This is a genomic window from Agriterribacter sp., from assembly GCF_035497235.1.
Classification (GTDB): domain Bacteria; phylum Bacteroidota; class Bacteroidia; order Chitinophagales; family Chitinophagaceae; genus Agriterribacter.
In genome coordinates this window covers 1-14,033 of sequence record NZ_DATJEB010000047.1, presented here as the reverse complement: position 1 = coordinate 14,033, position 14,033 = coordinate 1, and the positions used below count along the sequence as shown (strand labels likewise).

Below are 14,033 nucleotides of genomic sequence, written 5' to 3'. Positions count from 1 at the left end.
AGGAACGCGTTTCCTTGCGGCACATGTATTTTATTTTTGAAGAATTACCGTAAACAGGCTTCCTTTACCCGGTTCGCTTTTGCATACTATTTTACCGTTCAGCTCTTCAACAAGTCTTTTTACAATAGAGAGTCCAAGCCCGGTAGAGTATTCGCCCTCTGTGGGCATAGAAGATATTTTCCTGTATTTGGAGAAGAGATACGGAATATCTTCCGGGGCTATTCCCACACCTTCATCTTCTACTTTAATATGAACTGCATCCGCTGTATCCAGGAGGCTCACCCCAATTCTTTTTCCACGCGGCGTAAACTTAATGGCATTGCTCAGGAGGTTTTCACATATACGGCTCACGATATAGCGGTCACTTATAAGCAACACCAATTTTTCACTGGCAGTATAGCTTATGCTAATTTCCTTCTGTTGCGCCTGCGGCTGGTACATATGTACTATATCATCTAAAAAAGCATTCACTTCCAACTCTTCCAGGTTTAATGTGTGATGCTTGATCTCTTCCTTTTCAATGTACAGGATATCTCTTATTAAAAGTTCCCCGTTATCTGCAGAAGACTGGATACGGTACAGCGCCTTTTTTTGGTCGGCCGTAAAATTGGAAACATCAGACAACAATATCTGGCTCCACATTTTTATACTGGTAAAAGGCCCGTTTAAATCATGCGATACTACGCTGATCAACGAATTTTTTTCTGCATTTAACCGGGCAAGCTTATTATTCTGCTTCTGGATCAGCTCATTTTGCTTTTTCAGCAGGCTATTTTTCCTCCGTATAAGCAGTAAACTAACAAATGCTGAAACAGCCAGGGCTGCTATACCCAATGCCAATAAAACAATATTTCTCTTTACAAGTTTTTGCCGGTCAATTTCAAGCTCCAGCATGCCGTTCTTCTGCTCCTTTTGCTTCAGGTTATATTTTTCCTGCAGCTCGGCAACTGTTGTTAGCATACGCCGGCTAATCAGGGCTGTATCTAAGTTATACCAGTTCTGAAAAGAATAGTAAGCGGCTTTATAATTACCCCTGGTGGAATAATATTTGGCATCCAGGAAATGCACATCCGCTTCCTTGCGTTTAGAACCCTGCGATTTTGCCAGGTCAAAAGAAAGGTCAATATACTTTCGGGCCGAATCAAAACGTCTCTTTTCTATATATACATCTCCAATATTCAAACAGTCATACCAAAGCATTTCCCTGTCTCCGTTAGCCAAATTGGCGGCATAGTTGAGCATAAAAAAACGGAGCGCCTTGTTCCACTGCTTTTTGTGAAACCAGGCGTTACCTATATTATTATGCACCGAATGAAGATCAGTTTTGAGATTATACTCCTGAGCAATGTTCTCTGCCTGCTCCAGGAAAAACAACGCGCTATCGGGGTAGCCCAGGCGATTGTAAATGGAACCGAGGTTAGAACCATTTATAAAGATAGATGCCACTTCTTTTCGCGCGGTGGCTATATGAAACGCTTCCTTAAAAAAATCCTTCGCCTTTTGAGGCTGGTTAATATTATTGTAGGCCATAGCCAGGTCGCTCAGGGCGGAAGACTCATATTCATTCGTTTTTAACACTCTTGCCTGTTCCAAAGCCTGGTAATAAAAACTAATGGCAGAATCGTACTCTTCCCTGAACTCCTGGTATATTCCTTTAAGTCTTAGCGATAATACAGTGCCTTTATCAAAATTAAGTTTTCGTGCCTCACTTTCAATATGGTTCGCATAATACAAAACAGAATCTGCTTTAGCGCTATTAAAATCAAGCGCCCTGTCGTATAACAATTTCAAACAGGCAGTATCCTCCTGCGCAGAAGCTTTCTGAAAAATAAGAGAAAAGAACAATAGATATAATGCCGCAATGCGTCCTCTCATATGAGTGATCAGGAAAATTCGATTGAAGATATTGATTCGAGACTTAATCCCTGCCTGAAAATAGCAATTTAAATAACAGCTCTGCTATTTTTACTGTTCTTTTATATGCGCTCATATAATAAAAATGATCAAACAGGTTATACGTTGTACGCTTCCATCTCCATTTGAATGACAATAGGGTGTTATTATTTTACCTTCAGCACGGGTCTCACCTGCTGCAAAGGTCCATTCTGCAATCGCAGGTAATATACACCGGTAGCAAGACCCGTACTATCAAATGACAGGGTATAGGTATTGCCATCCTGTACTTTATCAACCAATATTTTTACTACCCGCCCCATGCAATCTATAACCTGCACCAGCACATGCCCGCCCTGCGTTATATATTTAACATGGGTTTGTGTTGTAAAGGGATTGGGATAGTTGGAGATGAGGCTTACACCCGCTTTTTTATTGAGATCATCTATGCCCGAACAGGTACCGTTTTGAATAAGCGGGAGTGACTGGAAGTTCTTTAACAATACGGATTGCAGCGCAACCGTATCGGCGCAAAACCATTGCTCCAGGATAGAAGCATATATGCTCCTGTAATCATATTGATGAGGAATATTATCGTTAACGGAAACACCCGCAGGTATATCAGGGTTTTTACCTAAAACACCGCTTTGCACTTTGCTTCCAAATACAAGCATGGGAGCCGCCACGCCATGATCGGTGCCTATACTAAAATTAGATTTGATCCTGCGACCGAACTCCGAAAAAGTAAAAGAGATCACCCTGTCTTCAATGTCCATAAATGCAAGGTCGTCCTGGAATGCTTTTACACTGTCTGACAACTCTTTCAGCAGTCCGGCATGTTTTCCAATTGTGGGATCCGCCTGGTCGGTTTGCATAGAATGGGTATCAAACCCATTGTAGCTTACCATGTATACCCGTGTTTTCAATCCTCCTTTAATGAGGCGGGCTACTATTTTCAACTGATCGGCCAGCCCGTTATTTTCAGGGTAAGGAAGCTGCTGCGCTGTATTGGAAGCCGCCTTTTTATTATCTGTAGCAGCAATATTTAATTGATATTTTCAATGATTCCCGCTATCCCCTGTCCTCCGCCCACGCAGGCGGTAACAATGCCATATTTTTTATTCAGCCGCTTCATATCATGCGTAATTTGTATGGTAAGCTTACAACCCGTGCAGCCCAAAGGATGCCCTAAAGCAATAGCGCCTCCATTTATATTTACAATATCGGGATTAAACTCCAGCCTACGGATTACGGCAAGTGATTGCGATGCGAACGCTTCATTTAATTCAATGAGATCAATATGTTGCAATGACATACCCGCCTGCTTCAATACTTTGGGCACCGCTTCAATTGGTCCAACACCCATAATACGGGGATGAACACCTGCCGATGCACATGCCACCAGGCGCGCCCAGGGCTTTAGCCCCAGCTCCTTCACCATACTTTCGCCCATTACAATCACAAATGCCGCTCCATCGCTGGTTTGTGAAGAATTTCCGGCGGTTACTGACCCCCCGGCTGCAAACACGGGCTTTAACTTTGCCAGTACTTCAACAGATGTGTCTTTACGCGGTCCTTCATCCGTATCCATTACATAGCTCCGGGTTTGTCTTTTTCCCTTAGCATCTAAGTATACATCTTCAACGGTTACAGGCAGTATACCCGTTTTAAAATAGCCGTTTTGCATAGCGGTAATGGCCTTTTGATGAGAATGATAAGAAAACATATCCTGATCTTCACGGCTTACAGTATATTCTTTAGCAACGGCTTCGGCTGTAAGTCCCATGTTCAGGTAATAATCCGGCTCATCTTTAGCGATGGAATAGGCAGGAACCGTTTTCCAGCCTGCGGTGGGTACTAAGCTCATACTTTCGGTTCCACCCGCCACAATACATTCCGCCATTCCGGTGCGAATTTTAGCAGTTGCAATAGCAATGGCTTCCAAACCCGAAGCGCAATAGCGGTTGATCGTCATCCCCGGCACCTCAATACCCAATGCCCTTGCCGCTATAATTCTCCCCACCTGCAAACCCTGTTCCGCTTCCGGAACAGCATTGCCTACAATTACATCATCAATACGTTTAGCTTCTAACTGCGGCACAGAAGCGAGCACATTTTTGATCACTTCTATGGCAAGGTCATCGGGCCTGGTGAAACGGAATCCTCCGCGTTTGGATTTCCCTACGGCTGTACGAAAACCCGCTACTATATAGGCATCCTGCATGGTGTGTACGTTTAGTTGTTTATGCAACTTTGTAATTCAAAGATAATTGTTCCGGATATGGATACCAAAATCTTGCTGGGTGCATTTTATTGTGTAAGCTGAGCTGCGCAGGGGGCCTTCATAGAACGGTCATTTATGCCAGGCATATCCTGACGATACAAAAACAATACGCCGGCCCGGATGCCCCTATTGCTATCATCAAACTTTTAAAACATATTGCTGCAAAATACCTGGAAAGTTTTACCCTTAGTGATGAAGGAAATTATTGGAAAACCGGTGATGAAAAATTTTATATGCCCAGTTTAAAAAATATGAGGCAGCGCTCCATTTTGTTCAGAAAGCCCTGCAGGATTTTACTGCTGTACCAGGCGAAGATCCCGGCGGAACGATATTACAGAGCTGATGCTGTGTTCCTGCTATTTTTCTCTACCCTCCAGTTTGACCTTGTTTTTTATTTTAATTGGCACAAAATTGCCAAGAACAAGTATTGTCCCATTCATATCGCTAATATATTCACTGCGTTCTACCATACCTGTTTTTGCATTAACATGTAAGATTCCTTTTCTATATCCGGAGAGTTTCGCCGTTACTCCCTTTTGTCCCGGCATTTCAACAATTACATCTTCGGCGCTTTTCAAATCTGCGTTTGAAACTATTATGATCTGTCCATTAGGGTCTACACTTTTTATTTTTAAAGTAGTTTCCATTTCTAACGGAAGCTCGCCTTCAACCCTTTCTTTCAACTTCCAGCTAAAACCCTGGTAAATGGGAGCATCCGGGAATGCCTTAAACAATTGATTCAAATGCCCTTTCACCAATCCGTTAGCTATAATTTTATCCCATTGCTCTTTTGCAACAGTTTTTCCATAGGTATCGTCCTCTGCAAACTTCGACAAAAACCGCTGGCCTAATTCCTCGTAACCGCTTATAGATTCCACTACACCCGAAGCGCTTAATTTTACCTGGATACCCTGATCTTTCAACATACCCAACATCCGTTCCAGTGGATTAACGGACAGCATTGCGTTAGCAGCATCTGCTTCTGATTTTACATTATCCTTTTGGGAGAGAACTTTAATACTATCGAATAAAATATCCATAATAAATTTCCCGGCAGAATCCTTATGGACCGCATAGCGATATTGCACATCCGAAGCATTTGAACTTTTAACTTCTCTATCATCAAATTTCAGATCATACGATGTTTCATTTTTTGAGCGGTAGATATATACTGAAGCATCAGGCGGGTTAAGTTGCAACCTGGTACTGAAGCTTGTATCAATCGCTACATTATTGATAACGTCTTCAACAATATTATCCATCACAATAGTATCTGCATCTTTATTTTTACAACTTAAAAAAAGCAATATGCCAACTGTTACGTGCTTTAGCTTTATCATGATTAAATAATAAATTTAAATTTTGATACCTGTCCCCGCTAATTTCAAATACTTATGGAAAACCTCCTTTGCAATCAATATTTGCTTTGGTCTTCTCATGATAATATTATTGAATGATCGTAACCACTCCTTTCCGGAAAATCAGGTTTCCTTTGAAATCAATTCCCTGTGCCTTCCATACGAACGCACCTGTAGCAACATTTTTACCATTTATTGATCCGTTCCATCCCAACGTTGGTGTATTGGTGTTAAACACAAGATTTCCCCACCTGTCAAAAACAGAGAAATAATTAAACCTGTTGATGCCTACCGGCATTGCTCTGAGTATATCATTGATATTATCTCCATTGGGAGTAAATGCGCTTGCTACATATATCTCAGCTTTTTGATATGCCTTGATCTGTATTTCATCTAAACCTTCACACCCTGCAGCCGTATGCGCTTTTACTGTATAAGTAATGTCACGATCAATTTTCACAACAGGAGCTGATGAGCCTGGATCGCTCAAGCCGAATTCCGGGGACCATTGATATGTTATGAACCCGCTATTATTTACATCCAAAGCGGTAAGCTGTATAGGTTCATTCATTACTATGGAAGTGTCATTGCCAGCAAAAAGATTTGGCGCTGCTGTAACTACGACCTTTACAGAGGATGGAGTAATAGATCTGCAACCGTATTGATCTTCTACCGATAATTGATAAGCAACAGATGCAGCCGGTTTTTGAACCAGGGGAGTTGCCGAATGAGCATCAATAAGATATGTAGACGGACTCCAGGTATATTTGTCTCCTCCTGATCCATGTAATTCGGTACTCTCACCATAACAAATAGTAATATCGTTAGAAACTTTAGCGATTGGTGCGTCCATTACGCTAACATTTACCGCATCTGATAATTCACAAATTCCGCGTGTTACTTTCAGCGTATATTTTGTAGAACTTGCCGGCGCTGCTACCGGATTTTTGGCCGTTGCATTGTTTAAAGATGCTGAAGGGCTCCATAAATAATTCAGCGCATTGGAGGAAGGTTGCAGTACAAGTGTTTCGCCTTCACATAAAGTTGTATCTGCGCCAATATCTAAGTAAAGATTATTGATGCTGTTCACCGTGGCAGTCTGTTCGATCCTGCAGCCATTTGCATCCTTCATTACGAAGACGTAATTTCCATGAGGCAACCTGAAAAAATTACTATCCTGTTGGAAAGTTGCTCCATCAATGCTAAAAGTATAAGGCGATACGGCCCCATTGACTTTTACATAGGCTGTCCCATCATTATCATCGCAAGATGCCGGGTGTGTTGATATTGAAATATGTGGCGGTTCCTGTTCAATAATTTGTATAGCGGTATCTAACATTCTTCCTTCCCCATCTTTTACGAATATTTTATACCTGCCGGCTGCCAGATCTGTTATGCTATTAGAACTTTGGAAACTGATGCCATCTTTCGAATACTGATAAGGTGCTGTTCCACCAGATGCAGAAATTTCTATCTTTCCATTGTCAAGTTGGCAAACCGCATTTTGTACGGAAAAACTTAAAGCAATACAAACTTCATCAATAGTAACTTTATCGGTCTCTACGCTACCGTCAGCCGCTTTCACTGTTATAGTATATGTTCCGGGAACCACATCTCTAAAAGTACTATCGGCGCCAAAGTGGACTCCATCTATCAAAAATTCAAAAGGAGCTATGCCGTCCATTGCCTTTACTTTTAAAACGCCATCGCTTTTTCTGCAATTTGCGCTATACCGGTCGGTTGTAAATTTCAGGCAATTGATCGCTACACTGGTATCCTTTTTAAAAGTACAGCCGGCTGCGTCTTTCACCCATGTAGTGTAATTACCCGGAGCCATTGCTGTAAAGCTGCCTGAGGACTGGAAATCTGTACCATTGATGCTATACATATACGGAGCTGTACCACCTGTTGCCTGCAATTGCAAACTCCCGTCATTCAATGAACAACCTGCATAACCCAACTGGATATTTAATGCGAGTGTGCGGGACGAATTGACAATGGTTTGTACACTGCCTTCGGCATCAGCGGCATCCTTTACACGAATGGTGTAAACACCGGCTGTTAAATTGGTAAACACCCGTTCTGTATTATAGGCGCCGCCGTTAACAGCGTATTGATAAGGCTCAAGCCCCCCAAAGGCTGATACCGTAATTTTTCCTCCCTCACATCCTGCATCTTCCGGTAAAGCTATTACGTTCAGGCAGCCTTTAGCAACATAAATATCACTGGTACTTGTGAAGCCCAGCGCATCTTTCATTGTTATGGTATAACTACCTTCTTTTAAATTGGTAAAGCTTGTTTCAGTTTGAAAGTTTTGACCATCTATGGAATAAACATAAGGAGGAGTGCCTTTAAAGCCATAGATAAGAACAGAACCATCATTACCGGCACAGCTTTCCTTAGTAGTTGATAAATTCATGGCGGGGCATTTATCATACACATCGGCGCTTACCGAGCTGCTGATATTATTAAAATCCCGGGCGGTAACTATATAATACCCCGGGGCAAGATCCGAAAATACATTTGAAGACTGATAGTACACCCCATCAATAGAATAGGAGTATGGAGGAACCCCATTCTCAGCCGTAATAGTCAGCATACCATCTTCCTCTTTACAGGCCGCATCTACTCCTACATAAGTAACTTGAATATCGCACCACTCAATTACCTGGAATGAAAAAAGTATAATACGATCATCTTTGTCTTTTGACCATACCGTATAATTACCCGGACCAATATCCTTCCAGTATCCTTTGTCCTGGTAGTTTATACCATCCAGTGAATAGGAGTATGGCCCCTTGTCTCCCAAATTTCTAAAATCAATCACAGAACGATTACCACAGGTGTAGCCGCCTCCAGCTATTGCCAGGGGGTTGTCGCAACCAAATCTGGCTATGATTGGAAAGCTTTCGTAGATGCCTACGCAGCCGTTGGCATCTTTTACAAAAATATTATAAAGCCCATAACTCAGTCCCGAAAAGGATCTGTTGTCATCATAATTTACCCTGTCCCAGCTATATTGGTAGGGCGACCTGCCTTCCGAAGCCATAACCGTAATACTGCCGTCTTTGACATCACACCCTGATGCCGGCGTAAAGGACTCCAAATCTAACTTTACGGCCGGATAAGTATCGGTGAGTGTAAAAGGGATTTCGACAAATGTACCGTTGGCATCAATCACTTTCAGTATATAGTTACCTGCAGACAGGGGCCGAACATTACCGGTGTTATATCTTGCTGTATAATTGTAGGCATCTGTTACTTCATACCTGTATGGGGCAACACCGCCTGAAGCCGCTGCCACCAGGGAACCACTGCCATATCCACAGGTAGGCTGAGTGATATTCATCTGTACATCAATAGCACCCGAAGTTCTATAACTACTTTTTTGGGTACGCAACGAATGCATAGGCGCCAACTTAAACGGGTGCTGCAGTGGTTTAGATAATTCCGGATGAAGGCCGGAATAGGAAAAGATATAAGATTGATTGCTTCTTCCAGCACGGGGCTGCTCCCGTATAGTATCGCGCTGGGCCATAGATGAACATGGAAACAGCAATACAACAACGCAAAAGAGCATGATGCAGATATTGCAGGTTAATTTAGGCATAAGCGTTTCCGAAAATTGGCAAAGGGTTTTAATATTAACTAAAGATATTGCGAAATCCCGCTTTGATGGAAATATAGCCCACAAGGCGATCTTCTTCGGATTGTTTGCGTGGAAAAAAAGCGCCATCCAGGAGCTCCAGTGTAATCATCTGATTGCCTGTGACCCTCTCAAAATCTTTTTGCTGAGCGCCCAGGAAAGAAGAACAAAAAGGGATCAGAATAAGTAGAAACAGCCTTCTCATATATCAGGAATTTTATTCTGTTTTAGGCATAGCTTTTAAAACTATTACAAAGTCATATATGCTCTTGCGCAAGTTTGGTAGAATCGCCTTGTGCACCAATCCTGTTATCTTATTTTTACTTTTCTATTTTTATTTTAAAAAAAAATACACACAGTCAAAATTCAAAATGGTGCTGCAAATAGAAAAAATGGTTTAGATAGTATTAAAACCTCTGACTCTTCATCAACCAAATCCGGAATTATTTTGAATTGAACTTTAATTCCCTTTTTTCTTTCTTTCCCCTTTACAATAAATTGAAATGTAGATTTTTTATTTGCACCAATATCATAAGGTGTTAAATTAGGATCAGGCATTAAATAAGGTACTTTTTGCTTTCGAGACATTCTTTTTATACTATCAAGCTCAATGAAAAAAGAAGCATCGCTATTAAAATAAGCAGTGTATACCGCATCATATCCAATTTTCAAATCCTGAGATTCGGAAGTTATTACTTCTATAGTATATCCTCTGTCTTTTAGCGTCTTATTCTTTATCGTAAAGCAAATAGTATCCCCAAGATGAACTTCTTTCAAGTTTACATCTGAAGTTATTACCAACGGTGCATTAACCTGACCTAAAGCTAAAATTGAAGTGAATATTAGCGTATTCAATAGAATTATTTCCTTGAATGGCTTATCCATCTTATCTAATAAACTTTTAAAAGATTTTATCAACATATTTAATACTCCATGGGAGGACGAGGATACAACCGGTATCCAAATTCTTCTTGCATTAACAATGCCATTTCATATACTTCATCAACTTCCTTTAAGGGCGTTTCTGTTAAATGAACCAGATAGTTAGGGTATTCATACCTGTTATACTTATTATTCTTCCGAATTTCTATAGTTATTTGATCTCCACCTGTTGTAAGAGTATATCCGGGTATTTTATCGAAATTTTTAAGCTTGCTTAGCCCTAACCCCTCCAACTTATTAAAAAAAACATTCCAGCCTGATTTTGGTTCTCCCTGCTCCATTCTTTTTTCAACAGACGTAATATAAAACTTTTCGTCATTGCTGTACTTTAGAAAATAAATCATTGATTGCCAACTACCTCCTCTCTTTTTTAATACAATTATTTTCGCACTATCTGAACGATCATAGCCGAACCAAAACCGAATTTCATCTTCATTCCCCTGATCTTTTTGCAAATTGCTCAAACCGATAAATTTACACACAGCTTCCAGTCCGTTCCTTGATTCATCAAAAATTTCTCCGTAAACTAAAGTATCTGGAGTTACTGTTTCAAGATCAACGCTTTTAATTTGTAGAGTTTTTTTTCTACAAAAATTACACGATGATGAAAAAACAATTATTAAAATGAACAATATATTTTTTTTCATAAAATATTACTTTAACCTTATTGGTGTTAAAAGTTGTTTAGTTAATTTAATGTACGATTTAATTTTTCCCTCTCCGTAAAAATTATCTGCAACTTTATATACTTTTCCTCCATCGTGATCTGTTGGAAATACCGATCTTGGTTTGTCATTTGCAGGAATTCTTCCCCAAAGTTCACCTGATGATCCTAAAACATAAAATCTTAGGTTTGGGAAACCTGACATCATTCCAAAATCACCTGATCGGTTACCCCGAGGCGGACTAAAGGACTCATTTATTTTACCAGACCCTAACGGATGGTAATGAATATGTCCCTCTAAAACAGCCCCCTTTGGCAAAGCCCCATGATAAGAATCATTTGCATCAGGTCCTGGTGACTGATTTTCAGCAAACTGGCTATCTTTTAATCGACCTTCTCTTGTAACGGCATAATATTTAATACCATTCACAGTCTTTGAAAAGATTTTAGATGACCATTCTATATTCTCCAATTGCCCACGAATTCCTCCGACCTTCTGCGCCCACACAAACGCTGCTATATCTATGTTAGTATAATAATCAAATCCATCGTCCTGCTGCTCAAGTTTATACCCTGCACTATTATTTCCTGTTATCTTCGTCATACTCCCCACCTGTTGCGTAACACTTTTACTATTAATAATATCAGACACAATATTTGCACCTGTAGCAACCAGGCTTGTTATGCTGGTGACAAGATTGATAGATGTGAAAACCGTTGAGCTTGCAGTTGCAGCTTGCATCGCCGGGCCTAAAACCAGGCTCGCTGTGTTGTATGCATAAGTGAAATCCCTTGCTGCACCCGTCACTCCTGATACTGCGCCATTAACAGAACTTAATGGCTCAAGCCCATCAAGGTCCACATTTACGATCGGATCATTACCGGCGTATTGATATGGTGTCAGCACAGCATAATAGTCCGTTAACGGGTCTAACTGAGGAAATCTCCCGATCTGCGGGTCGTAATTCCGGAAGCCGTAATTGTACCAGTTCAGGCCCCCATCGTCAAAGGGCTCCTTATCGTTATAAAAATAATCATTCTTCAGCAACCCCTCGTTCACATGCCCCAGTTTTTTACTGCTGATGGCCGCAATCTTCAGCCCAAATGAATAGTAGTGGTTCTCTTCTATGATATTACCTGTCTGCAGGCTTACTTTAAAGTCATCGAAATACACATGCTGCTCGCTGCGGTTACTGATGTACACGTACACATAGCCATTCTTCGGCGCTTTTACCATGCCCAAAGCCAGCGGCGAGGTGGAGGTGCTCCAGGTTGCGGCTACCTGAGCCTGGGAAACCCCGCCATCGGCGGCGCTGATAAAGTTAAACCGTTCATCGAAGAACATAATGGTTAAATAGGCCTGCGGCGCGGAGACGTTGCCGGCGGGGGTAACGGTGTTTACAAATCCCGGCGTGTTGGTTAGCGCGGTATTAATGCCGGCCGCCCCGCCTTTTACCAGGCTCCCCGTGGCGCCGCTGCCGCCAATGGAGGCGATAAGGCTGCCCAGCACATTGGTGAGCATATCTGTATTGCTGACGCCCGGCGCTGCCGGGCTTATTTTCTTTTGTTGTTTTGTAAATCAAGTAATGCGCTGGCAACAGGTCTGGCTATGCACAACGCTATACGACAAGACCTGCGCCAGTACCAACAAGTAATCTCCAGGCAACAGGTCGGCTATCCCACAATGTCGATGCTACAGACCTGCGCCAGTATCAATAATAATATCACACTATCTGCATGTGTCCGGCGGTAATTTTTTCCACCCTTCTTCCGGGCTACTTTCTATAGTAAGGCAAGGTGGTACTTTGGTTTCATAAAGAGGATTACACATCTTAGGATCTGAAGGCAAGAAATTTATAAAAATCAAATTACCTTTCTGTAATCCTAAGCCAGCAGCCGTAAATTTTGTAGTAAAAGATTCTCCATGATAAATATAGTTGCATGTATGCAGAGCGCCATTCTTTCCATTCCTAATATCACTAATAATTCCTAACTTATATACTCCCTTCTCTTTTAACTTTTTACTCATAATTCTTCCCGTAAAAAACATATAGGTTATGCCTAACAAAATAGCCCCGAAAAGTATGTATTTAATATACTTATTAATTGTTTTGTCCTGCATCCGAGATAGTTTTTTGACCCTGATCTAATACTACATTCAACGCTTCAATAGAAGTGCTTGTTGCTCCCGTTCCCTGCCCAATTGCTCCTCCGGCTAATTTTAAATAACTAAATACTGCATCTAAAAGAACTGCACTATATGCTTTATTGTAAGCAGGTATAAATACAGTCTGAAGCCCATTTTGCGCATTAAAATCTGTAGTTGCATTATAGGCTTCTACACCTACTCTTGATAATACGCCTAACCTTGATGCCGCTGTTGATGTAAGAATATCGTGAATATCCAATGATTGTAAATCTCCCCTGTTCTTTAAAACTTCAAGTGCAGTATTTTGCAATAGTGATCGCCCGTATAGCTGCCCTACTCTTTGCAAAACACCTACTAATGCCGGAGCTGACATTGTTGATAATATAACCGGTGAACCAATAAGCGCTACTGCAGCTACCTGCATTTGCCGGTATTCTACATTTGCCTGGTAGTTCCTTTTATGAAAAGCTAAATCATTTAATACCCATGATGGCTCATTTCCCTGAACTAAGGATCTGCCATCTCTTTGCCTTGCATACATTTCATTATTCCATGCCGATTGCCCCTTATGCATTCTTGGCCAGCCTAGCCAATTAGAACCAGTCTTTTTTCTCCCCATAACGTAAACCGTAGACAGAGTGGGGTTATTAGCATAAGCATAGTCGCCTTCTTTTGTTTTGATAGAATCTTTATACAAGCCCCAGGGATCATTAAAAGAAACAGGATTATTACCTACAAAAGCATAAGGTGACAGATTCAATGAAAGACCTTCTAACGGATCTAATTGATGGAACCTTCCAATTTGAGGATCAAATGTTCTATAGTGTGCATCATACCAGTCAAGTCCACTACCGTCAGAGAACTCTTTGTTCTGTAATTCATTTCCTCCATTAAATCTTCTCTTATTCTCTACCGCATTATTCAGCGCCTTTGATGATATCCCGGCCATAGTAAGCCCGAACGGATAATAACTACCATACTATTTTGGCTATGCTTCAAAAAATGTCCCACTCTCGAGGGCAGCCACTCAAAGAACTTTGTTACAATGCCCAAAATAGAACTTTTTTCTTTTCAATTGAAAAGAAAAAACCTGCCTG

General features: G+C 41.2%; 10 protein-coding genes and 1 pseudogene. All 11 read right to left on the bottom strand.

Annotation, left to right across the window (positions count from 1 at the left end; translation table 11 throughout):
• Window positions 1-30: 30 nt before the first annotated feature.
• Window positions 31-1,875: a tetratricopeptide repeat-containing sensor histidine kinase gene (locus tag VL121_RS16090; RefSeq protein WP_325407190.1), complete on the bottom strand. Its 1,845-nt coding sequence runs from the start codon at window positions 1,873-1,875 to the stop codon at window positions 31-33.
• 185 nt (window positions 1,876-2,060) lie between these two features.
• Window positions 2,061-2,852 (bottom strand): DUF1501 domain-containing protein, encoded by a 792-nt coding sequence (locus VL121_RS16085; RefSeq protein WP_325407188.1) that lies wholly within the window; start codon window positions 2,850-2,852, stop codon window positions 2,061-2,063.
• 86 nt (window positions 2,853-2,938) lie between these two features.
• A complete protein-coding gene (locus VL121_RS16080; RefSeq protein ID WP_325407186.1) occupies window positions 2,939-4,117 on the bottom strand; it encodes an acetyl-CoA C-acyltransferase in 1,179 nt (392 codons plus the stop codon).
• Between the two features lie 416 nt (window positions 4,118-4,533).
• The gene (locus VL121_RS16075) at window positions 4,534-5,517 is read right to left on the bottom strand and encodes a DUF6263 family protein (RefSeq protein ID WP_325407184.1); all 984 of its coding nucleotides are present in this window, start codon (window positions 5,515-5,517) and stop codon (window positions 4,534-4,536) included.
• A 106-nt stretch (window positions 5,518-5,623) separates the two neighbouring features.
• The gene (locus VL121_RS16070) at window positions 5,624-9,115 is read right to left on the bottom strand and encodes a T9SS type B sorting domain-containing protein (RefSeq protein ID WP_325407183.1); all 3,492 of its coding nucleotides are present in this window, start codon (window positions 9,113-9,115) and stop codon (window positions 5,624-5,626) included.
• A 64-nt stretch (window positions 9,116-9,179) separates the two neighbouring features.
• Window positions 9,180-9,386 (bottom strand): hypothetical protein, encoded by a 207-nt coding sequence (locus VL121_RS16065; RefSeq protein WP_325407182.1) that lies wholly within the window; start codon window positions 9,384-9,386, stop codon window positions 9,180-9,182.
• A 161-nt stretch (window positions 9,387-9,547) separates the two neighbouring features.
• A complete protein-coding gene (locus VL121_RS16060; protein ID WP_325407181.1) occupies window positions 9,548-10,066 on the bottom strand; it encodes a hypothetical protein in 519 nt (172 codons plus the stop codon).
• A gap of 38 nt (window positions 10,067-10,104) precedes the next feature.
• Window positions 10,105-10,770 (bottom strand): hypothetical protein, encoded by a 666-nt coding sequence (locus VL121_RS16055; protein ID WP_325407180.1) that lies wholly within the window; start codon window positions 10,768-10,770, stop codon window positions 10,105-10,107.
• Window positions 10,771-10,776: 6 nt separating this feature from the next.
• The gene (locus VL121_RS16050; protein ID WP_325407179.1) at window positions 10,777-12,309 is read right to left on the bottom strand and encodes an RHS repeat-associated core domain-containing protein; all 1,533 of its coding nucleotides are present in this window, start codon (window positions 12,307-12,309) and stop codon (window positions 10,777-10,779) included.
• A gap of 207 nt (window positions 12,310-12,516) precedes the next feature.
• The gene (locus VL121_RS16045) at window positions 12,517-12,909 is read right to left on the bottom strand and encodes a hypothetical protein (RefSeq protein ID WP_325407178.1); all 393 of its coding nucleotides are present in this window, start codon (window positions 12,907-12,909) and stop codon (window positions 12,517-12,519) included.
• Window positions 12,890-13,894 (bottom strand): annotated as a pseudogene (locus VL121_RS16040) (RHS repeat-associated core domain-containing protein); the annotation flags it as partial. The gene VL121_RS16045 and the pseudogene VL121_RS16040, both read right to left, overlap by 20 nt.
• Window positions 13,895-14,033 lie beyond the last annotated feature (139 nt).

Bases quoted from the DNA above. Each gene is read 5' to 3' on its own strand.
- VL121_RS16090 (WP_325407190.1), bottom strand. From the start codon at position 1,875: ATGAGAGGACGCATTGCGGCATTATATCTATTGTTCTTTTCTCTTATT.
- VL121_RS16080 (WP_325407186.1), bottom strand. From the start codon at position 4,117: ATGCAGGATGCCTATATAGTAGCGGGTTTTCGTACAGCCGTAGGGAAA.
- VL121_RS16075 (WP_325407184.1), bottom strand. From the start codon at position 5,517: ATGATAAAGCTAAAGCACGTAACAGTTGGCATATTGCTTTTTTTAAGT.
- VL121_RS16070 (WP_325407183.1), bottom strand. From the start codon at position 9,115: ATGCTCTTTTGCGTTGTTGTATTGCTGTTTCCATGTTCATCTATGGCC.
- VL121_RS16065 (WP_325407182.1), bottom strand. From the start codon at position 9,386: ATGAGAAGGCTGTTTCTACTTATTCTGATCCCTTTTTGTTCTTCTTTC.
- VL121_RS16060 (WP_325407181.1), bottom strand. From the start codon at position 10,066: ATGGATAAGCCATTCAAGGAAATAATTCTATTGAATACGCTAATATTC.
- VL121_RS16055 (WP_325407180.1), bottom strand. From the start codon at position 10,770: ATGAAAAAAAATATATTGTTCATTTTAATAATTGTTTTTTCATCATCG.
- VL121_RS16050 (WP_325407179.1), bottom strand. From the start codon at position 12,309: ATGCTCACCAATGTGCTGGGCAGCCTTATCGCCTCCATTGGCGGCAGC.
- VL121_RS16045 (WP_325407178.1), bottom strand. From the start codon at position 12,909: ATGCAGGACAAAACAATTAATAAGTATATTAAATACATACTTTTCGGG.